A 21815-nucleotide genomic window follows, 5' to 3' on the forward strand; every position below is an offset into this window, starting at 1 on the left:
TGACGATTCGTCACAATAGTGTAATAAAAAAGCCAACTAAAATATTAGATGGCCTCTATAACGATTAGCGATTCATAGACTCTAAATAAGCAAGCTCTTCGCTGAACAATTCCTGTTCCACTCGACGCCACGTTTTACGGTAATCCCACTCTGTCGATAAAGGTGACCACCCTAAACCATCAAGTAACATATTCGCGTTATGCAGTACTGAGAATGGATCTTGAATTCGCTGAATACATCGACTGTTCGATGCATTTTGCGCTAGAGCGTTTGAACCGAAGGCAATAGACCAGTTAGCAAATACGATGGCATCAGAACCAATTGCGGGAGAGAACTTAAGGTCCCCACATTCCACCGCATTATTCACCAACGCATCAGCACCATCTATTACTTGTTCTTCTAAGTTGTTCAATTCATTCACACGCTTAGGCGAAGCTTTCTCTAGGACCCAAGGCGTCTTTGCAACAATCGCACAGGTTGATAGTACAGGCTCCATACGAGCGTAAATACGATAACCTACATGCATAGCAATGATTTTTTCTCTGGTATTGCCATTGAACTTAGCGGTACGTTCGAAAAATATTGCCTCGCTTCTCAGCGAGTGAATACAAAGTGCAAGAATCACATCTTCTTTGCTGCAAAAATGATTGTAGATCGTTCCCTTCGAGTAAGGGCTTGCCGCTGTGAGCTTGTCCATCGTTAAGTTGGCAAAGCCTTGCTCTTGAACCAGAGACTTAGCCAATTGAATAAGCTCTATTTCACGATCAGCAATCGCCTGTTGTTTTTTAGTTAGCCCTGAAGACGTACGACATCCGTCTTGCTTGCTATCTTTTTTACAGCGAAAGTTAAACATAATCCTTTGATCCGTATACCAACACACTCCCGATAATTGTAACACGATTCTTGAATACAGGAACGCCACTAAATTTGACGAACCGTCATAAATGACACTTCGTCATAATAGATCAAAAAACAAACATTGCAAGTGTGAATTTATAGCTAACCGAAAAATAAGATTTAATTATATATAACCAAGTAACATCAAGATGCTTGGTTCAGCGAGAATGATTTGATTGTAAGGAAAATCTAGAGTGGAGTGCGAGAACATAACCCCAAAAATCAGCACCTTAAAAATTGGACAACGAGTGATATTGAAATGATGTGATTCAAAAAAGCCCAAAACACTTAAAGTTTGGATTCAAAACAGCAACTGATAGATGCTCTATTTACAAAGTGTGTTCTGTCTTGGGCTTTTCTTTTACTGCTTCCTTTCAATATTAGAGCTGAAAAACTCAATAACATGGTGAGAAAGCGATTCTCTTTAAGTAAAAGACTGAATTTCTAAATCGAGAGGCTTGGTTTATCACCTGCAGATGCAATGGCATAACGAATATCGTCAATAAATCGCCTTTCTGTCTCGATAATTCCATCAGAGAATGTGACTGGTTGATGTGGCCCTGCAAGTAGAACAATATTAGTAAAATCAGAGACGTTGAAGTTCTCTGCCACAACATTTTTGGAATGAAAATCGATAACCGTTTTTGCGACTTGATCTTCCAATTGCAAAAGCTGCTCTTCGGTAATTTTCATGCGTGCCAAAGCCACACGAACGCATTTATCGTGGGTTGTTGTCTGTTCTTTTATGATTTCCGTATATTTATCATTGAGCTTGGAGTTTTCTGCATAGCTGTAATATAACGGCCCGTGCAACGTTATATTTTTATCTTCATCAACGTAAACAAGATCCAATAACTCCAAAGCTTTTAGGTAATCAGACATGCTCTGCTCAGACAAATCATACTTTTTCTTTAAAATGGAATATCCATCTTTGCCTCGCAGCATTCTCAATTCACGATAAAAATCGTAAAGATGGGGAAATTGAAAAAAGACTTCATCTTGCGTACGGCTAAAGTAATCCTCGTCTTCACCTTGTAATTGATTCGCAAGCTTTTGTAGTTCATCTAACGTGCAATCAACAGCTCTACAATATTCAAGCAGTTTATCCAAAGCGAGATTTGTGCTTGTTAAGTGTCTCTTAAAAGTGGACAGCGGCATGCCCATTTTCTCAGATAGCTCTCGATATGTTAGCCCTTTTGTTTTAATCGCTTGGCGTAATGCGGCTAGCAAGTATTCGGGAGTCAGATCTCTCATCTACAATTCCTTTTGGCAATGTTACAGCTGTATAGTATTTGTAACAATTTAGAACCGCTTGGCAAGGTATAAGTTCATATTTTTATAAGAAAAATATGAATTAATATATCGAAATCAAAATTCACACGATAAATGGAAAATTCAATATGAATTCAATTTCACTATAAATATAAAATGACACACAAAACAAAAGTGAAGTAATTGATCTAAATTGTTAGGATTAATTTTAATAGTAACGTAAAGTTAAGAATATAAGCCTATTCGCTCTGCGAAAATCTAGAATAATTAACCTAAAAGGAACAGAACGGTAAATGCATAATAATTCACCACTCTCTGTTGGCATTTTTGCAATGCTATTCAAGTAGACTAGTCCGCCAGTTTCACTGCAGTACCAAATGCCAAAATTTCCGAAGAACCATCTACGATTGAGCTCGTGGTAAATCGAATCCCTACAATCGCATCTGCACCTTTAGATTCAGCGTCTGCTACCATGCGCTGTATAGCTATATCACGCGCGTCGGTCATCATTTCCGTGTAACCGCGAATTTCGCCGCCAACAATGCTTTTGATACCCGCCATGAGGTCACGACCGATGTGTTTTGATTGAACAACATTACCAGTTACAACCCCTCTTATTTCAGAGATCTGCTTGCCCGGAATGCTTTCTGTCGTTGTGTAGATCATTTTTAGTCCCTTATAAACGTAAAATATATACCCAAGCCATTTTATTACCAACAGAGCAGCGCTCACTAATCAAATCGGGAAGACTGATAGACAAGATTCTGAATGGCAAAACTGAAAAATATTTGGGTATATATTTTAGCAATAAAAAAGGAGAGCTAATGCTCTCCTTCTCTTAATCCTAAACTGCTAATTAAAGAGCAGCTTTCGCTTTTTCAACTAGAACTGCAAATGCAGCTTTGTCGAATACTGCGATGTCCGCAAGGATCTTACGGTCGATCTCGATAGATGCTTTCTTAAGACCGTTGATGAAACGGCTGTAAGATAGACCATTTTGACGAGATGCCGCATTGATACGTGCAATCCATAGTTGACGGAATTGACGTTTCTTAGCGCGACGGTCACGGTAAGCGTATTGACCAGCTTTAGTAACTGCTTGGAAAGCTACGCGGTAAACACGTGAACGCGCACCGTAGTAACCTTTAGCTTGTTTTAGAACTTTCTTATGACGTGCACGAGCTTGTACACCACGTTTTACGCGAGGCATTATGCTTCTCCTAAACTAAACGATTGATAACTAAAAAGAATTAAGCGTATGGCAACATACGGATTACTGCAGCCACTTCACATTTTGGAAGGATTGCATTCGGACGTAGTTGACGCTTGTTCTTAGTAGTACGCTTAGTCAGGATGTGACGTTTTGTAGCGTGCTTGTACTTAATACCACCAGCAGTTTTCTTAAAACGCTTAGCAGCACCTTTGTTGGTTTTCATCTTAGGCATGATGAATAACTCCGCATTGAGTAGGTTTAATAAACAACGTAATTAGGGCGAACAAAACCCAGCCGTTATGCCTTTATCGAAAGGAAAGCGGCTAGGTTTTAATTACTTGATGAGCCGTTAATTACTTCTTTTTAGGGGCTAGCACCATGATCATCTGGCGACCTTCAATCTTCTTAGGGAAAGATTCAACTACAGCAAGTTCTGCAGTATCTTCCTTAAGACGATTTAGAACGTCAACACCGATGTCTTGGTGTGCCATCTCTCGGCCACGAAAGCGAATTGTTACCTTCACTTTGTTGCCTTCTTCAAGGAAACGCGTCAGGTTGCGTAGTTTTACCTGATAGTCTCCAATATCAGTTCCAGGACGGAATTTTACTTCCTTGATCTGGACCTGCTTTTGCTTCTTCTTCTGCTCTTTAGCAGTTTTGCTCTTCTCGAAGAGGAACTTACCATAGTCCATCACACGACAAACAGGTGGCTCGGCGTTAGGACTGATCTCAACGAGATCCATACCAGCTTCTTCAGCAGCTGCAATGGCTTCTTGAATCGATACAACACCAACTGATTCACCGTCAGCGCCTGTTAGTCGAACTTCACGAATACCACGAATTTCACCGTTGATACGGTGCGGGTTTTGTTTTACCGGCTGTTGGCCACGTCTTCCGCCTTTAATAGCTTATTCCTCCAGATTGAGCTTACGGCTAGAGATCTCGTCTTGGATGTATGCAATAAAATCATCCACTTTAAATTTACCAAGATCTTTACCTTTACGAGTACGTACTGCAATTTCGCCAGCTTCCATTTCTTGGTCACCAACAACAAGCATATACGGTACACGCTTCAAAGTATGTTCGCGGATTTTAAAGCCAATCTTCTCATTTCTCAAGTCCGCTTTAGCTCTAATTCCACTTTTTTGTAGTTTTTGTACTATTTCTTGAACATAACCTGACTGTTTATCAGTAATGTTCATAAGAACTGCTTGTTCTGGCGCCAACCAAGTTGGGAAGAAACCAGCATATTCTTCGATAAGGATACCAATGAAGCGCTCTAGTGAACCTAGAATCGCACGGTGAATCATTACCGGTACAAGACGTTCGTTATTTTCACCTACATAAGTAGCGCCTAGGCGACCTGGTAGGTTGAAGTCTAGCTGGACAGTACCACACTGCCAAGCGCGGTCTAGACAATCGTATAGTGTGAATTCAATCTTAGGACCGTAGAACGCACCCTCACCTTCTTGAATTTCGTATGGGATATCCATCGATTCAAGAGACTGCTTCAATGCTTCTTCAGATTGATCCCAGATTTCATCTGAACCTACACGTTTCTCTGGACGAGTAGACAGTTTCACTACGATGTTGTCGAAACCAAATGTTTGGTACGTATCGTATACCATCTTGATGCAGTTTGTTACTTCTTCTTGGATTTGGCTCTCAGTACAGAAAATGTGAGCATCATCCTGAGTAAAGCCACGTACACGCATAATGCCGTGCAGTGCACCAGATGGTTCGTTACGGTGACATGAGCCGAACTCTGCCATACGTAGCGGTAGGTCGCGGTACGATTTTAGACCTTGGTTGAAGATCTGTACGTGACCTGGACAGTTCATTGGCTTAATTGCGTATTCACGGTTCTCAGAAGAAGTTGTGAACATTGCATCAGCGTATTTATCCCAGTGACCTGAGCGTTCCCAAAGAACACGGTCCATCATTAGCGGACCTTTTACTTCTTGGTAACCGTACTCATCTAGCTTAGCGCGGATGAATACTTCCAGATCACGGAAAATAGACCAACCATTGTGATGCCAGAACACCATACCCGGTGCTTCTTGCTGCATGTGGAATAGGTCTAGTTGCTTACCAATCTTACGGTGGTCACGCTTCGCTGCTTCTTCTAGGCGAGTTAGATGCGCTTTCAGTGCTTTCTTATCGTGGAAAGCCGTACCGTAGATACGTTGAAGCATTTTATTGTCGCTGTTACCACGCCAGTAAGCACCTGCCACATTCAATAGAGTGAAGTGTTGACAGAAGCTCATGTTAGGAACGTGAGGACCACGACACATGTCGATGTATTCTTCATGGTGGTAAAGACCTGGACGATCATCACGAGATACGTTTTCGTCTAGGATTTCCACTTTGTATGGTTCGCCACGTGATTCAAACGTATCACGCGCTTCCTGCCAGCTTACTTTTTTCTTAACAACTTCGTACTTGGTTTTCGCTAGCTCTTTCATACGCTTTTCAATCTTTTCAAGATCTTCTTGCGTTAGAGACTCATCTAGATCGATATCGTAGTAGAAGCCGTTGTCGATGGTCGGACCAATCGCCATTTTAGCTTGTGGGTAAAGCTGCTTAAGAGCGTGACCAAGAAGGTGAGCACAAGAGTGACGAACGATTTCTAAACCGTCTACTTCATCTTTTACTGTGATGATTTCAAGGCTTGCGTCTTCTTCAATTAGGTCACACGCATCAACGCGGTTACCGTTTACACGACCAGCGATCGTTGCTTTTGCAAGACCAGGACCGATCGATTGCGCAACTTCCATAGTAGAAACTGGGTTGTCAAATTGACGCTGACTGCCGTCAGGAAGAGTAATAATAGGCATGCTATGTCCTTTACAGTGGTGTTGCACACCAAGCAACACATGTTATTCAAATTAGAAGCTATTTGTTGAAAATAGTTGAGAGTCAATAAAGGCCTCTCGGTAACACGAATACCGGACCGTTATCGAAAATGGGATTGTACCTAGCTCACATTTAGATTGCAAAGCGCGATTTTGTTTTATCATAAGAACTTAACCTCAGGCCCCGTCACGACAATCTGATGATTATTCTTAAGGGCTCACATCATTTGTAAACGGAGTTACCCCCTCCCAATAGAACTTGAATACACAACTGGTATAATAGTTCCTGATACATATTAACCAACACAGGACCCAGCACACCTAGTTCCACCTCAAAGTGCAATTTAGGTATATAGTTGTTTTATTGAGTAGTTTGCATGTAGGTGTTCATCATGATCTATTTCAAATCGCGCTTTATGGGGCTTCTAAGCATTTCGATATGCTGTGTACCAGCCATGGCATCAGATGACCTGTATGGGCCGCTACGTTCTTACGCACAATCTCCGATGCAAGTGGTTAGCCATACCAATATACTGCGCTCAGGACATAGCCTTCCCTCTGACTTTGTCGAAACCTATGGCTCAGGAACCGTGGCTAGTGTTTGGGCTCATACTGATGAATACGCACTGGATTATTACCACAACCAAATCGAAATTGGCAGCAAGTGGCAAATCAATAGCAGTTGGCAATGGGAACTCAATTATCGGTGGGTTTTTGCCGCTGATAACCATTTAGATGGACTGACGAAAAGCTTCCATAACCTTTTCGGTATCGGACAGAATGGCCGAGACAAAGTAGGCAGAGATCGTTTTCACATTTCAATGCCGCAATATGATGTGCTAGAAGACGACTTCGAAGGACAAACGCTTGCCAACAACTTATCTACTTATTTGCAATATCAAGTGTTTCAGAATGAACATCACGGCCTATCTATTGGTGGCAGCTTATATTTTAATGATGTTGCTCACGGGACTTTTCAAGGCAGTAATTTCGAGCAAGGTTTCCAACTAAATTACAGTTATTTAAGTGACGCCCACGCATTTTATTCGATGGTTGGCATGACTTTTCGCTCAGATGATCGCGCCTTGCTGGATCTCCCCTATCGGCATAATACGATTGCCGTTGCGGCTGGGTACCGTTATGCGTTGGAAGATAACCACCACCTGATGTTTGAATACCATTGGTATCAAGGATCGACAGAAGGACCCGCAGAGTTTGCTGATGCCTCTAATGAACTGGTATTAGGCTATCGATATCTCATGGAAAACTCCGCGCTTGAGTTTTTAGCCGTAGAGAACGCACGAAACATGGATAACAGTACCGATATCGCTTTCACAATAGGATATCGGTACATATTCTCATCAAGTTGATGAGAACTATAGATTTAGCGTTGGTGCAACCGCGGCAGCGACTTGAGCATCAGTTGCATTGATCGGCAACGTAAACGAGCGATATTGGTCCCCAGCCAAGCTGAGCGAACGGTCAATCTCCGCCAAACAATGCATGACCTGCCCTTCCAGAATAAAAGAAAGCTCAATTTCTTTTGATGAGATAAAGCCGTTATTTCGGAACTCTAGCTCTTGATAAATTCCAGAGCGAGAAGCAAACGAGCCACCGCGCAAAAAGCCTTTTTCAACATCGGCTTTAACCATAGTGAAGCCAGCTTGCTCGATCGCTTGAATAACCCGAGATGCTACTGGTAGTGGTTTCACTTCAATATAGTCACGGTCACGCGGGTCAATCGCAAAATCAATATCTAACGTCGTTTCAACCCAAACATGACATTGATTCTTAAGTGCGCTAACCGCAGTAATTGGCGTTTCATCATGCAGTTTTAGCTCAAACGGAATCTGCTTCTCTTCATTAGGTTGAATCACAAAGGGGTCTACCGCCTTCAGCTGATCAATAGTGAACGTTTGGTAACTTACGCTATCATCCACTTCGACTTTCATCTCTGTGTTCAATTTAATCGTAATAGCATCAATTTGTTGTTCGACGTCTCCGCCTTTGATATGAACATGCCCTTTCAGCGTCGCTCCTTGAAACACGCTCATTTCGTCTAAAATCGTCTCTACTTTTGCAGAACCGATCCCCAGTGATGCTTTCAATTTTTTAAACATGTTTTTCCTTTTTAGCGACTTTTCTTCTAATAATCGTTTGTTTACACAATTGTTTTATACTCTGCAAGCAATAGACCACAAGAAAATGTTCGAATTCCATCATCAATCCAAATAATACTCAGCAGCAAGAGTCATTCAGCCCCACAATAGGATTGTTCTGTCACTAAGTGGGGCATTCGTCTAGAAATGTTTGCAATTTGTACCTAAATTAAGCAGTATTTGTATAGTCAAATAAAAGGGAACCATTATGTCTGCACCACTCTACATTCAAATCAAACAATTTATCCTGGATAAAATTGATGCTGGAGAGTGGATAGTCGGTCATCGTATCGCCACAGAGATTGAGCTTACCGAGCAATTTGGTGTCAGTAGAATGACAGTGAACAAAGCAATTCGGGACTTAGTTAATGAGGGCCGATTACAACGTCGCCCACGCTTAGGTACGTTTGTGTGTGATCCTGGTGAAAAGTCAGAATCTCCTCTGTTAGACATTCGAAACATTGCCGAAGAAGTCAGCGACCGAGGGCGACAATATAGCAGTAAAGTGCTCAAACAAGTTGCCATAAAAGCAGATGACAGCATTGCGACAAAACTCGGCGTCATGCTTGGCACAACGGTGTTTTACAGTGAAATCATTCACTATGAAGATCAAACGCCTATTCAATTAGAACTCCGCTGGGTGAACAGCCAATATGCCCCGAGTTATTTAAATCAAGACTTCACACAAATCACTCCGAATCAATACCTGTCAGATAATTGCCCACTCAACGCTATTGAACATACTGTAGAGGCAATTGTGCCTGACGGCCGTATTAAGCAAGACTTAAAAATGCAAGCCAATGAGCCTTGCCTTCTCTTGAATCGCAGAACGTGGAGCCAAGATAAGTTAGTCAGTACCGCCCTACTTTATCACCCTGGTAACAAATATAAGCTGAGCTCAAAAGTGCTCATTTAATGACAAGATTGGTCCTCTAGATCTACGTTTTGATCACATTTTAGCAACATCAATCTTGTCAGTGTTCTTATTTTGCTCTATTTATTTGTATATACATTTAATGATACAAATAAACACAGGGACACAAACATGGATTTGCTGATTGAAAACGCACGTCTGGTCACCATGCAGTCGGGAGAGCGCGGTTATTTGCCAACGTCTCCTGCTCGTATTGGCATTAAATCTGGAAAAATCGTTGCGATCAGCACCTGTGCAATTGGTGAAGACGAACCGCAAACCGAGTCTCTGCTGTCTGTCCAACATTACGCTCAGAGTATCGACCTTCAAGGCAAGTTAGTTCTGCCAGGTTTGATCGACAGCCACACTCATCTTATTTATGCGGGCAATCGTGCCAACGAATTTGAAATGCGCTTAAACGGCGTGCCATATCAAGAAATTTCCAAACAAGGCGGTGGGATACTTTCAACGGTGCATGCGACGCGTTCAGCAACCGAAGCGCAATTAGTTGAGTTAGCGTTGCCACGTTTAGACGGGCTACTCGCGAGCGGCGTCACTTCTGTCGAGGTGAAATCAGGCTACGGATTGACACTGAATGACGAAGTAAAAATGCTCCGTGCAGCCAAAATGCTTGAACAAGAGCGTAAAGTTAAAATCACCACTACACTTCTCGCCGCTCACGCCATTCCGCCAGAGTTCCAAGGCCATGCAGATGACTATATTGAGCACATTTGTCAGGACATGATCCCTGTTGTCGCAAAGGAAGAATTAGCCACGAGTGTCGATGTTTTTTGTGAATCGATTGGTTTCAATCTTGAACAAACAGAAAAAGTGTTTGTAGCTGCAAAACGCCACGGCTTAAAGGTTAAAGGGCATACAGAGCAACTTTCGAATCTCGGTGGTACAGCCCTCACTGCGCAATACAACGGTCTGTCAGCGGATCACATCGAGTTTTTAGATGAGCAAGGTGTTAAAGCACTTGCTCGATCAAACACTGTCGCCACTCTATTGCCTGGCGCTTTTTATTTTCTAAGAGAAACTCAGTTACCACCGATTGAGTTGTTGAGAGAGCATAACGTGCCGATGGCAATTGCTACGGACATCAACCCAGGTACATCACCGTTTTCTGATCTCACACTCATGCTGAATATGGCGTGCACACTATTTCGCCTTACGCCGCAAGAAGCACTGCGTGGTGTAACGCAACATGCAGCCAAAGCTCTGGGTTATCAAAACTCACGTGGCACCATCAAAGTAGGGTTTGATGCGGACTTCTCTATCTGGGATATCGAAAGCCCTGCTGATTTAAGCTATCAAGTCGGAGCAAAACGTCTGGTAGGTCGTATAGTAAATGGTGAATACATTTCACACGGAGGCCAATAATATGTCTCAATTCGACCTACACTCCCCCCTATTTCATTGGCAAGGCCGTCATGATGCCGAGGACGGCAAACTTGGTCAGCGAATTCATCACGTGGTTCAACGCCAGAAAGCAGATGAGTTGGGGGGCGTTGCGCATGGCGTCTCATTGCTGGGTTTTGCTACCGACGCTGGCGTAGCCAGAAACAAAGGACGCATTGGTGCGAAAAAAGCGCCAGATTTAATCCGACGAGCACTCGCTAATTTAGCATGGCACCAAGACGCCCCACTATATGACTTAGGCACCGTGGTGTGCGAAGACGACTTACTGGAAGAGAGCCAATCTCTATGTGCGGCAACCATTTCAAGCGCACTGCCTCATACGCCTGTCATCGTGTTAGGTGGTGGGCATGAGATTGCGTGGGCCTCGTTTTCCGGCTTAGCGGAGTATTTTAAAGCGCACCATCCAGAAAAGAAGCCTAAAATCGGTATTATCAATTTCGATGCGCATTTCGACTTACGCGCATTCGAGAGCAGCATCGCCGACATCAAACCAAGCTCTGGCACTCCCTTCAACCAAATTCATCATTTTTGCCAACGCAATGATTGGGACTTTCATTACGCTTGTATTGGCGTAAGCCGCAGTAGCAACACTAAAGCGCTATTTGAAAAAGCAGATGCGTTAAATGTTTGGTATGTAGAAGATAATCAGCTTTGCTACCTAAACCACAGTTATCACTTAACCCAGCTTCAACATTTTATTGACGACTGTGGCTACCTCTATTTGACCATTGATCTGGATGTATTTCCCGCCGCAACCGCACCTGGGGTCAGCGCCCCTGCGGCTCGAGGAGTAAGTTACGACACAATTACACCATTTTTAGATCGAATTCTTCATTACAAAAATAAGCTCATGCTGGCTGATATCGCCGAATACAACCCTAATTATGACGTCGATAGTCAAACTGCACGCTTAGCTGCCCGTTTGTGTTGGGATATCGCCAACGCGATGGCGGAAAAGCAACACAAACCATAACGCATCCTAGATGCCACTTATTATTACGACCAAGCAAGTACTTGGTCATCACGAGAAACTAAAGGAGTCTGAAATGACACAGCGCCAGGGACAAGATCCACGACTTGATACAAGCAGAACAATTCGTGCACCTCACGGAGATAAACTGCGCGCAAAATCTTGGCTAACCGAAGCCCCTCTTCGTATGCTGATGAACAACCTCGATCCTGATGTTGCAGAACATCCACATTCGCTGGTTGTATATGGCGGCATTGGCCGTGCGGCACGAAACTGGGAATGTTACGACAAGATTTTTGAAGTACTTGAAAGACTCGAAGATGACCAAACGCTTTTAGTTCAATCAGGCAAGCCTGTTGGTGTTTTCCCTACCCATAAAAACGCCCCACGCGTGCTTATCGCAAACTCAAACCTCGTTCCTCATTGGGCAAACTGGGAACACTTCAACGAGCTCGATAAACAAGGCTTGATGATGTACGGCCAAATGACCGCTGGCAGCTGGATATACATTGGCTCACAAGGCATCGTCCAAGGCACATACGAAACATTCGTATCTGTTGCGAAAAAGCACTTTGACGGCGAAGCAAAAGGCCGATGGATTCTAACTGGCGGTCTTGGTGGTATGGGTGGTGCTCAGCCTCTAGCTGGTACGATGGCGGGCTTCTCCATGATTGCGGTAGAGTGTGATGAATCGCGTATCGATTACCGCCTACGTACAGGCTATGTCGATAAGAAAGCGACATCTTTAGATGAAGCGCTTGCTATCATCAAAGAATCAGACACACCAGTATCGGTTGGTCTACTAGGTAATGCAGCAGACGTTTTCTCTGAGTTGGTAGAACGTAATATCACGCCTCATGTAGTAACAGACCAAACATCTGCACACGACCCGCTCAATGGCTACTTACCACAAGGCTGGAGCATGTCTCACGCGGCAGAAATGCGTTTGCAAGATGAAGCAATGGTTGTTAAAGCAGCCAAAAAATCCATGGCAGTGCAAGTTCAAGCCATGTTAGAGCTACAAAATCGCGGCGCCGCAACACTCGACTACGGTAACAACATCCGCCAGATGGCCTTGGAAGAAGGCGTAGAAAACGCATTTGATTTCCCTGGCTTTGTTCCAGCCTACATTCGCCCACTATTCTGCGAAGGTATCGGTCCTTTCCGTTGGGCTGCTCTCTCTGGCGATCCTGAGGACATTTATAAAACCGACCAAAAAGTAAAAGAGCTAATTCCAGATAATCCGCACTTACATAACTGGCTAGATATGGCTCGCGAGCGCATCCAGTTCCAAGGTTTACCTGCGCGTATTTGCTGGGTTGGTCTTAAAGATCGTGAGCGTCTTGGTCAAGCATTCAACGAAATGGTGAAAAATGGCGAACTTAAGGCGCCTGTTGTCATTGGTCGTGACCACTTAGACTCTGGCTCCGTTGCAAGCCCGAACCGAGAAACAGAAGGCATGATGGACGGTTCTGACGCCGTATCAGACTGGCCACTATTAAACGCACTACTCAATACGGCGGGCGGCGCAACTTGGGTTTCACTGCACCACGGTGGTGGCGTAGGTATGGGCTTCTCGCAACACTCAGGTATGGTTATCTGCTGTGACGGCAGTGAAGATGCCTCAAAACGTATTGCCCGCGTGCTGCATAACGACCCAGCAACAGGCGTGATGCGTCATGCTGATGCGGGATACGATATTGCTAAACAATGTGCAGCAGAGCAAGGGCTAGATTTGCCAATGCTCAACGAAGAACTGAAGAAGCTCAAGTAAGGATGAAAGAGATGTTAAATTTAACGCTAAAGCCAGGTCATATTAGCTTAAACGAACTACGCCAAGTGAGCCGTTCACCAGTCAACCTTACTTTGGATCCTGAAGCCATTCCGGCCATTGAAGAAAGCACGCAAGTCGTGGATCGTGTCATCGCGGAAGATCGAACGGTTTACGGGATTAACACTGGTTTTGGTCTATTGGCTAACACACGAATAGCACCAGAAGATTTAGAAACTCTACAACGCAGTATCGTTCTTTCTCATGCAGCAGGCATCGGTGAGTTTATGTCAGACGAAACGGTTCGTCTGATGATGGTATTGAAAATCAATAGTCTGTCTCGTGGTTTTTCTGGTATTCGCCTAAAAGTCATTAATATGCTGACCGATCTAGTTAATGCACAAGTTTACCCTTGCGTACCTAAAAAGGGCTCTGTTGGCGCATCAGGTGACTTAGCTCCTCTGGCCCATATGAGCACAGTATTACTAGGTGAAGGACAAGCTCGTCACAACGGTAACATCATTTCTGGGCAAGAAGCGTTAAAAATCGCAGGTCTAGAACCCATAACTCTGGCACCGAAAGAAGGCTTAGCGCTGCTAAATGGTACCCAGGCATCAACAGCGTTCGCATTAGAAGGTCTGTTTATCGCGGAAGATCTTTTCGCTTCAGCTACAGTATGTGGCGCAATGTCTGTCGAAGCCGCTCTCGGCAGCCGACGTCCATTCGATCCGCGCATTCATCGTGTACGTGGTCATCGCAGCCAAATGGACGCTGCACTGGCCTACCGTCATCTATTGGATACATCAAGTGACATTGGTGATTCGCATACTAACTGTGAAAAAGTACAAGACCCGTATTCGTTGCGCTGTCAGCCTCAAGTAATGGGGGCGTGTTTGCAGCAAATCCGCAACGCCGCCGAAGTATTGCAAGTAGAAGCGAACTCCGTATCAGATAACCCGTTGGTGTTTGCTGAAGATGACGACATCATCTCTGGCGGTAACTTCCACGCTGAGCCTGTTGCAATGGCAGCTGACAACCTAGCACTGGCGATTGCTGAGATCGGCAGCCTGTCTGAACGTCGTATGGCATTGCTTATCGATAGCGCATTATCAAAATTACCACCGTTCTTAGTTGATAATGGTGGTGTGAACTCTGGTTTCATGATTGCCCAAGTCACCTCTGCTGCGCTAGCAAGCGAAAACAAAACGCTCGCTCACCCAGCGTCAGTAGACAGCTTGCCAACATCAGCAAACCAAGAAGATCACGTGTCAATGGCAACATTCGCGGCTCGCAGACTGAAAGAAATGGGCGAAAACACTCGCGGTATTCTAGCGGTCGAATACCTATCAGCAGCACAAGGCCTAGACTTTAGAGCACCAAACAAGTCTTCTGAGCGTATCGAGATTGCCAAACAAATGTTGCGTGAAAAAGTATCGTTCTACGATAAAGATCGTTACTTTGCGCCGGACATTGAACAGGCGAATACTCTGCTTAAGCTGGCTATCCACAACACGCTTATGCCAGAGAGTCTGTTACCAAGTGTTCAGTAATCCAGCACTTAATCTAAAAACCGGATGATAATTTGAAGGCTCCACGTTTCGCGTGGAGCTTTTTTATCTCCTCATTAAACGTATTCCTAGCGATCTTTATGAACACTGCATATTGTTATTGCTATACTTTTAAAAATAGCCGACGTAATAAAGTCGCTGTTTATTGCTTTCACAAATAAAAGCGTTGCTAAAGTATGCGTTTTTAACGATTTATCCGCCGAAATAGTGTCTTATTGTTAGGATACGGTGAAGTTTTCACTGGATGGACCATTGCTACGCAGATATTCGCATATAATCCCATACAGTTTTGGTTACTACGTAAAAATTATGTTTCTAACACCTTATTTTTCAAACACTAATCACCAGTTTCAGTTCACTCGCGAACAAGCAAGCCACTTTGCAAAACGTGTCGCAGGTGACTACAACCCAATCCACGATGAAGACAACAAACGCTTTTGTGTCCCTGGGGACTTACTTTTCGCAGTGCTTCTTAGTAAAGAAGGCGTCAGCCAAAAGATGCGTTTTAACTTCTCTGGCATGGTAAACGATGGTGTAGCACTTCATATTGAAAATAAGTGTGAAAAAGAAAGCGCCGTTGTTGACGAGGCCGGTAAAGAATACTTACACATGTCCCGTGAAGGTGAGACTAACCACGATCCCGCATTTATTGAGCATGTCGTAACAAATTACGTGCAATTCTCTGGCATGAACTTCCCTCACATCATGGTTCCTCTTATGGAAGAGAAGCAAATGATGATCAACTGCCAACGTCCATTAGTTATTTATGAAAGCATGGAAGTTGAATTTTCACGCTTAGACCTTACGCATCCTGAAGTGGATTTCACTGGCGCAACGTTCGACGTGGAAGGCAAACGTGGGGTAGTCACCTTAAACTTTGCGTTCAAAGAAGACGGTGAAGTCGTTGGCAAAGGCATCAAACGCATGGTTGCAAGCGGCTTGAAGCCATATGACCAAGAAGCGGTTGACGATCTTGTACGCCGTTTCAATGAACGTAAGGATGCATTCCTAGCAAAGTTCGTTAAGGCAGCCTAATCGACTGCCCTATCAGAAGCGCTCAAAAAACGTGTTTACTAAAAGAAAGCCCAACGTCGATCGTTGGGCTTTCTTTTTATGTCTCATCCAAATAAAACTAAACGCAATGCTTAGATCCAGCGGCGGACGTGGTTTTTATAATCCACATACTCTTCACCAAACAATCGCTCTAGAACACGTTCCTCTGGCTTGATTTGAAATCGATTCATATAACTGACAAATACGACGCTACAAAGCACCACACTCAAGTGCTGCCACCACAAACCAATTGCAATGATTAGAAGCAGTAGCGCCATATACATCGGGTTGCGCGAAAAAGAAAATACGCCAGTTCTCACCACGGAAGAGGCCATGTCAGGCTTTACAGGGTTAACCGTCGTTTTTACTTTATGGAATTCATACACACCAGCAATGCCCATATAACCAGAGAGCAAAGTTAACCCGCCAACCACAACCTCGACAAAGGGCACACTAATATTCAGGCTCGGCACCAGAACTGTCAGTCCATACATGAGTAGTATGACCAACAAAAACACCGCAACAGGTGGGACTTTGAGTTCAAGTTTTCTCAAGATTCATATCCTTTGAAATTGTTGTATGTGACTTCTAAAAAAGCCCAGTAAAACTGGGCTTAATTTGATGTGATTATATCAAAGTTAACAGCGCCTGAACGGGATGTTTGGGCTTTGTTCCTTCAAAGCGTTTCACTTGGCTGCGGCAAGAGTAGCCAGTAATCAAACATCTCTCGTTATCTAACTTATCTAAGCTTGGCTTCCAGCTTAAATTGTAAATGTCTTTCGACATCGACAACTTATCGACCTCGTGACCAAACGTACCCGCCATACCACAACAACCAACCGGTACCGTATTTAAAACCGCACCAAAGTGAGCAAAAATAGCGCCCCACTCTTTTTCCGCATTCGGCATTTTGGTTTTTTCAGTACAGTGCGCAAACAGATACCAAGGTTCCTGCGCGTTATGCTCTCCGCTTTCAAACGCTTCTAGTCTTGGGTAAAGCCATTCGTGGGCCGTTAGTACATCGAAATCACCTCGCTTACTGCCAAGTACTTCAGCGTATTCATCTCGATAACACAGCACCAATGCAGGGTCGACACCAACTAATGGAATATCCAGATCCGCTACCATCGCCAAAAACTTCGCTGTATCGGCTGCTGTATCCTTAAACTGACGTAGGAAGCCTTTAATGTGTTGTGCTTTACCGTTCGGCTTAAATGGCAGAAGCACCGGATGCATGCCCAGCTTTTTCAATAATTTAACGAAGTCTTCTACAACATCGGCGTCGTAGTAGCTAGTGAATGGGTCTTGAACAATTAAAACATGCTTGCTCTTTTCAGACGAAGACAAACCGCTGAGCGCTTGCAGATCATAAGGCGTTGTCAGCGACTCTACTCGTTGTTTCAATGTAGGTACTGATAACAACGGCGCATCGACATACCCAACTGCTGAAGCCGTTAAGCTCTTGACCCACGACTGCTTCAAAAAACCGTTTACGACACCTGGCGCTTTCGCCATCATCGGCAGCATAGTCTCTATGTTCGCAACCAGATAATCTTTTGCTGGACGTTGGTAACGAGAGTGATAAATGTTTAAAAAGCGTGAGCGGAAGCTCGGAACATCGACTTTAATCGGACACTGGCTCGCACACGCTTTACATGCTAAACAACCATTCATCGCTTCATACACTTCGTGGGAGAAATCGTATTCGTGACGACGATTGATAGAATGACGTACGCGGTCAATCATGGTTTTGATTGATGTTTTGTTTTCTAGTGTTTGCTTTTCTAAGTCAAGAATATCAATGCCTTGCTCAGTAAGCTGACGCAACCACTCGCGAACCAAGCCAGCACGCCCTTTTGGCGAGTGACGACGATCGGCCGTCACTTTCATCGATGGACACATCGGTGAGCTGGTATCGTAGTTAAAACACAAACCGTTACCGTTACATTCCATCGCTTGCTTAAAGCTGTCACGCACTTGTACGTCAATTTGGCGGTCATAGTAACCACGTTTGGTGTCGGTTACTTTTACCAACTCTGCATCGCTATCAAGTGGCGTACAGATTTTGCCCGGGTTCATTTTGTTGTGTGGATCGAATGCCGCTTTCACACGTCTCAGCTCAGTAAACAACTCGTCGCCGAAAAACTCAGGGCCATATTCTGAGCGGAAACCTTTGCCATGCTCACCCCACATCAAACCGCCGTATTTCGCCACCAGCTTAACCACTTCATCAGAAACTTCGTGCATCAATGCTTCTTGGTGCGGGTCACACAAATCCAACGCAGGACGTACATGCAGCACCCCTGCATCCACATGACCAAACATGCCGTAATTCAGCGATTTACTATCTAATAGTTCGCGAAACTCAACAATGAAATCAGCCAAGTTTTCTGGTGGTACACAGGTATCTTCAGCGAATGCGACCGGTTTAGCTCGGCCTTTTGCTGCGCCTAACAAACCCACCGCTTTTTTACGCATGTTGTAAATACGCCCGATACTCGCTACATCGTTACAGACTTGGTAACCGATGATGCCCGCTTCTTCTGTTTCCAGCATGGTATCGAGCTTGGCGGTCAGCGCTGCAACCTGCGCAGCAACTTCTTCTTCGTCCTGACCTGCATATTCCACCATATTGATGCCAAGCATCTCTTTATTTGGAACATCGGTAAGCAAATCACTCACGGTGTGCCAGACGATATCTTGCTTCGCGAGATTAAGCACTTTCGAGTCAACGGTTTCTACAGATAGCGCTTTCGCTTCGACCATCAACGGTGCATTACGGAGCGCAGAGTCAAAGCTGTTGTATTTAACGTTAACCAAAGTACGTGCTTTCGGAATTGGCGTCAGATTTAGCTTCGCTTCGGTAATAAATGCCAATGAACCTTCCGCGCCACACAGCACTCGTGTGATGTCGAAACGGTCATCGTCTTCATTCAAGGCATTTTTTAAATCGTACCCCGTTAAAAAGCGGTTGAGCGGAGGAAATTTATCCACGATCTGCTGGCGTTTTTCACGACATACGGATTCCGTTACTCGTAGAGCCTTGGCAGCAAACTCGCCTTCTTCGGGGTAGCCGTTGGACAGATCTGATTCTAAAACTGAGCCATCAGCAAACACCGCTTGTAGCGACAAAACATGATCGGATGTTTTTCCGTATTTCAGAGAACCTTGACCAGAAGCATCAGTGTTGACCATACCGCCAATTGTGGCACGGTTACTAGTTGATAAGTCCGGAGAGAAGAAGTAACCGTAAGGGCGAACCGCATCATTTAACTGGTCTTTCACTACACCAGTTTGTACACGAACCCAGCCTTCTTTCTCATTAATCTCAAGCACTTTGTTCATGTGACGAGACATATCCACCACAATACCTTTGGTTAGCGACTGACCATTGGTCCCTGTGCCGCCACCACGAGGTGAAAAGGTGATTCGTTCGTACTTTTCTTTATTGCTCAGTTTCCCGAGGAGAGAAACATCTTCTGTCGTTTTAGGATGGACGACTGCCTGAGGAAGTTGCTGGTAAACACTGTTGTCAGTGGCAACCGCTAGTCGGCTTGAATATTGGCTTTCGATATCACCAGTGAATCCGGCGTGCTCAAGCTCTTTCAGAAAACTAAGAACAAGAGGATCGACATCAGTTTGCGAGTGTAATCTTGGTAACATTTGCTTCCTGCCCCTACGACGCTGAATCCGATCAGCTGCGGGTTATGTAATTATTTGCTCACTTATCATACAAGTTGGCGTTCAGCGAAACAAAACACCACAAAAGAGTAAGTGAAGTAATATTCTTTGAATTTCGTCACTTTACAACATTTAAAAAGACGAGCAAATCAGAATCTCGATACAATAATTAAACTTATGCTTTATTTTTTCACGCTTGATGCCTTACATTGGGGAACGAATCGCGTTTCTAGATGAGTTTTCAGAATGAAAAAAAATAAAATTGTGACCACTGAAGATATCCTTCTCAAACTTTGCCAGTCTGTTTCTGGCGTCCTAACTTCGGCGACATCTTCTCAAGTAAATTACTCTGCAATGGTGCAAAAAATCCACAAGACTAGCCTCAAGCCAGATTTTGGCTGTTTTGTTCTGTTTGATGGCGGGTTTACCGGGCTGGTCGTAATTAATTTTACGGCAAAAGCCGCATTAGAGATCTACACCAACTACATGCGTAATATGGGTATGCCAGAAGAAGAACTGGCAATATCTCATACTTCTGACGAGGTGGGAGATGTTCTGGGTGAGCTAATGAACCAACTGGTTGGAGATTTCACCAATAAAATTCGTAAAGAGCTGCAAACGAACATCACACAAAACCAGCCAAAAATGATGGCGCTGAATAAGCAAGTCATCCTACAAGTGGATACCAACCTTGATCGCCCTCAAGCTCGCCGAGTGACGTTCTCCACCGAAAATAACAACATTTTCTACCTAGAGTTGGCGATGGACAAAACTGAGTTCATCCAACTAGAAGAGTTTGAAATCGCAGAAGACGAAAATCCAGACGATATTTTAGAAGCAACACGTAAAAATATGGCTGAGAAAGAATCTAAATCGTCGAGTTCGAACGATGACGCCGATGATTTACTCAACCAGCTCGGATTGTAATTCCAACTAATCTTAATGAAGAATGGCTTCTTAGACACAAGTACGACTTCATACTGATTATGACGAACTAAAACGCCTAGCCTCGCCTTCCGCGGGGCTTCTTTTTATGCCCATAAACCACCTTCACTCCCACCTTGTATTTCGTTTTTATGTCAAAAAAGGTAATATGTCTGACTTCATAAATTTTCTGCTTTCGTTACTGGTTGTCGATGGATAAACAAAAAGCTCTGAAAAAAATCGCCAAGTGCTTAGAACTGGGCAATTCCGCTAATGTTAATGAGGCTGCCAATGCTATTAAAATGGCACATCGCCTCATGCTCAAATATGGTCTGGATAAGGACGATATTGAGTTTATCAGAATGGGGAAAACACAGTCTTCCCACCTACTACCAGCGAATATCAGTTCTACCATATTGCGAGTGATTCGCGGCATTAACACTAAATTCGGTGTTGAAGCGGTGTTGTTGAATCACAAAGGGCTCAAACGTGTCGAGTTTATCGGTGAAGCAGATCGCGCGATTTTTGCTGCATTTGCTTTCGATATTATTTATCGCGAGATGAACGAAAGTACCGGACAATTCCGAAATAGCTTCGCAGGTACGGGCACCTCTTCTCAAGAGGTGACTCGACGCGTGAACTCATTTGTATCTGGCTGGGTAGAGGGCGCGATAGAGAAACTTCCAGTCATTTCCCCAGACGAAGAGTCGGCCAACAAAATCAATGATTATATTGATAAAGAATTCCAAAACATTGACCGCGAAACCTTCAAGAAGCAACTGAAAGAAGCGATGAAAAACCTAACCGAAGACTACGAAGTGGGCTTGAAGAAAGGTAGACGAGTCTCCGTTAACCGTGGTGTTGGCGGCGAGCAAGCGCGTAAAATGTTGGGCAATCCATCGAAATAACCAGAACAGCAATTGATTGACGTAGGTTCCAATATTCTAATGTTATTAGGACCTACTTTTTGAAGTTGTGATAGTAACGATAAGAATTTTCTTACAGAAACTCTTATCAATCTTACTTTCTCATAACAAATATCAATGCTTACTTATTCATAATTCGCATCCCATTATGAGGCATGGTTTCGCCTCAGTTTTATACGGAGATTTTCCCT

Annotated in this window: 19 protein-coding genes; 9 read left to right on the forward strand and 10 right to left on the reverse strand. The window is 44.0% G+C overall.

From position 1 onward, the window contains the following. Window positions 1-64: 64 nt before the first annotated feature. The 7 genes from ACWYVB_RS01455 to thrS all read right to left on the reverse strand — a co-directional run bounded on the left by ACWYVB_RS01455 (window position 65) and on the right by thrS (window position 6219). Window positions 65-853: a TetR/AcrR family transcriptional regulator gene (locus tag ACWYVB_RS01455; protein WP_457527684.1), complete on the reverse strand. Its 789-nt coding sequence runs from the start codon at window positions 851-853 to the stop codon at window positions 65-67. 488 nt (window positions 854-1341) lie between these two features. Continuing rightward, on the reverse strand, window positions 1342-2151 hold the full coding sequence (locus ACWYVB_RS01460; protein WP_152812312.1) for a helix-turn-helix domain-containing protein: 810 nt from the start codon (window positions 2149-2151) through the stop codon (window positions 1342-1344). Window positions 2152-2517: 366 nt separating this feature from the next. Continuing rightward, window positions 2518-2835, reverse strand: a complete 318-nt coding sequence (locus ACWYVB_RS01465) for a heavy metal-binding domain-containing protein (protein ID WP_005377919.1) — start codon at window positions 2833-2835, stop codon at window positions 2518-2520. Window positions 2836-3025: 190 nt separating this feature from the next. Continuing rightward, window positions 3026-3379 carry a 50S ribosomal protein L20 gene (gene rplT / locus ACWYVB_RS01470; protein ID WP_004727974.1) on the reverse strand — a complete coding sequence of 118 codons (354 nt, stop codon included), beginning with the start codon at window positions 3377-3379 and terminating at the stop codon, window positions 3026-3028. A 40-nt stretch (window positions 3380-3419) separates the two neighbouring features. Next, entirely contained in the window at window positions 3420-3614 is a 195-nt protein-coding gene (gene rpmI / locus ACWYVB_RS01475) for a 50S ribosomal protein L35 (protein WP_005377932.1), read from the reverse strand. A 121-nt stretch (window positions 3615-3735) separates the two neighbouring features. Further along, window positions 3736-4287 (reverse strand): translation initiation factor IF-3, encoded by a 552-nt coding sequence (gene infC, locus ACWYVB_RS01480; RefSeq protein ID WP_074191168.1) that lies wholly within the window; start codon window positions 4285-4287, stop codon window positions 3736-3738. A 3-nt stretch (window positions 4288-4290) separates the two neighbouring features. Continuing rightward, on the reverse strand, window positions 4291-6219 hold the full coding sequence (thrS, locus tag ACWYVB_RS01485) for a threonine--tRNA ligase (protein ID WP_005395892.1): 1929 nt from the start codon (window positions 6217-6219) through the stop codon (window positions 4291-4293). A 410-nt stretch (window positions 6220-6629) separates the two neighbouring features. On the opposite strand from thrS, the gene ACWYVB_RS01490 reads away from it, so the two are divergent. Beyond that, window positions 6630-7607, forward strand: a complete 978-nt coding sequence (locus ACWYVB_RS01490; protein WP_457527688.1) for a DUF3187 family protein — start codon at window positions 6630-6632, stop codon at window positions 7605-7607. A gap of 6 nt (window positions 7608-7613) precedes the next feature. On the opposite strand, the gene ACWYVB_RS01495 is transcribed toward ACWYVB_RS01490, so the two are convergent. Next, on the reverse strand, window positions 7614-8357 hold the full coding sequence (locus tag ACWYVB_RS01495; protein WP_457527690.1) for a sporulation protein: 744 nt from the start codon (window positions 8355-8357) through the stop codon (window positions 7614-7616). Between the two features lie 247 nt (window positions 8358-8604). Here ACWYVB_RS01495 and hutC point away from each other — a divergent pair, with 247 nt between their 5' ends. The 6 genes from hutC to ACWYVB_RS01525 all read left to right on the forward strand — a co-directional run bounded on the left by hutC (window position 8605) and on the right by ACWYVB_RS01525 (window position 16075). Beyond that, window positions 8605-9312 carry a histidine utilization repressor gene (hutC, locus tag ACWYVB_RS01500; RefSeq protein WP_046874833.1) on the forward strand — a complete coding sequence of 236 codons (708 nt, stop codon included), beginning with the start codon at window positions 8605-8607 and terminating at the stop codon, window positions 9310-9312. Between the two features lie 129 nt (window positions 9313-9441). After that, window positions 9442-10692 carry an imidazolonepropionase gene (hutI, locus tag ACWYVB_RS01505; RefSeq protein WP_457527693.1) on the forward strand — a complete coding sequence of 417 codons (1251 nt, stop codon included), beginning with the start codon at window positions 9442-9444 and terminating at the stop codon, window positions 10690-10692. Between the two features lies 1 nt (window position 10693). Further along, window positions 10694-11704 carry a formimidoylglutamase gene (hutG, locus tag ACWYVB_RS01510; protein ID WP_457527695.1) on the forward strand — a complete coding sequence of 337 codons (1011 nt, stop codon included), beginning with the start codon at window positions 10694-10696 and terminating at the stop codon, window positions 11702-11704. Between the two features lie 73 nt (window positions 11705-11777). Next, window positions 11778-13475, forward strand: coding sequence for a urocanate hydratase (gene hutU, locus ACWYVB_RS01515; RefSeq protein WP_457527697.1), 1698 nt, complete (start codon window positions 11778-11780; stop codon window positions 13473-13475). 11 nt (window positions 13476-13486) lie between these two features. Next, window positions 13487-15022, forward strand: coding sequence for a histidine ammonia-lyase (hutH, locus tag ACWYVB_RS01520; RefSeq protein ID WP_012841910.1), 1536 nt, complete (start codon window positions 13487-13489; stop codon window positions 15020-15022). A 327-nt stretch (window positions 15023-15349) separates the two neighbouring features. After that, the gene (locus ACWYVB_RS01525) at window positions 15350-16075 is read left to right on the forward strand and encodes a DUF3581 domain-containing protein (RefSeq protein WP_005395883.1); all 726 of its coding nucleotides are present in this window, start codon (window positions 15350-15352) and stop codon (window positions 16073-16075) included. 110 nt (window positions 16076-16185) lie between these two features. On the opposite strand, the gene ACWYVB_RS01530 is transcribed toward ACWYVB_RS01525, so the two are convergent. Further along, complete coding sequence (locus tag ACWYVB_RS01530) at window positions 16186-16647, reverse strand: methyltransferase family protein (protein ID WP_457527699.1); 462 nt, start codon at window positions 16645-16647, stop codon at window positions 16186-16188. Between the two features lie 73 nt (window positions 16648-16720). Further along, window positions 16721-19756 carry a D-2-hydroxyglutarate dehydrogenase YdiJ gene (gene ydiJ, locus ACWYVB_RS01535; RefSeq protein ID WP_457527701.1) on the reverse strand — a complete coding sequence of 1012 codons (3036 nt, stop codon included), beginning with the start codon at window positions 19754-19756 and terminating at the stop codon, window positions 16721-16723. Window positions 19757-20020: 264 nt separating this feature from the next. On the opposite strand from ydiJ, the gene ACWYVB_RS01540 reads away from it, so the two are divergent. Beyond that, a complete protein-coding gene (locus tag ACWYVB_RS01540; protein ID WP_006742601.1) occupies window positions 20021-20701 on the forward strand; it encodes a DUF3334 family protein in 681 nt (226 codons plus the stop codon). 209 nt (window positions 20702-20910) lie between these two features. Then, entirely contained in the window at window positions 20911-21606 is a 696-nt protein-coding gene (locus ACWYVB_RS01545; RefSeq protein ID WP_005395879.1) for a DUF2786 domain-containing protein, read from the forward strand. Window positions 21607-21815 lie beyond the last annotated feature (209 nt).

Source organism: Vibrio sp. JZG10 (genome assembly GCF_054064075.1).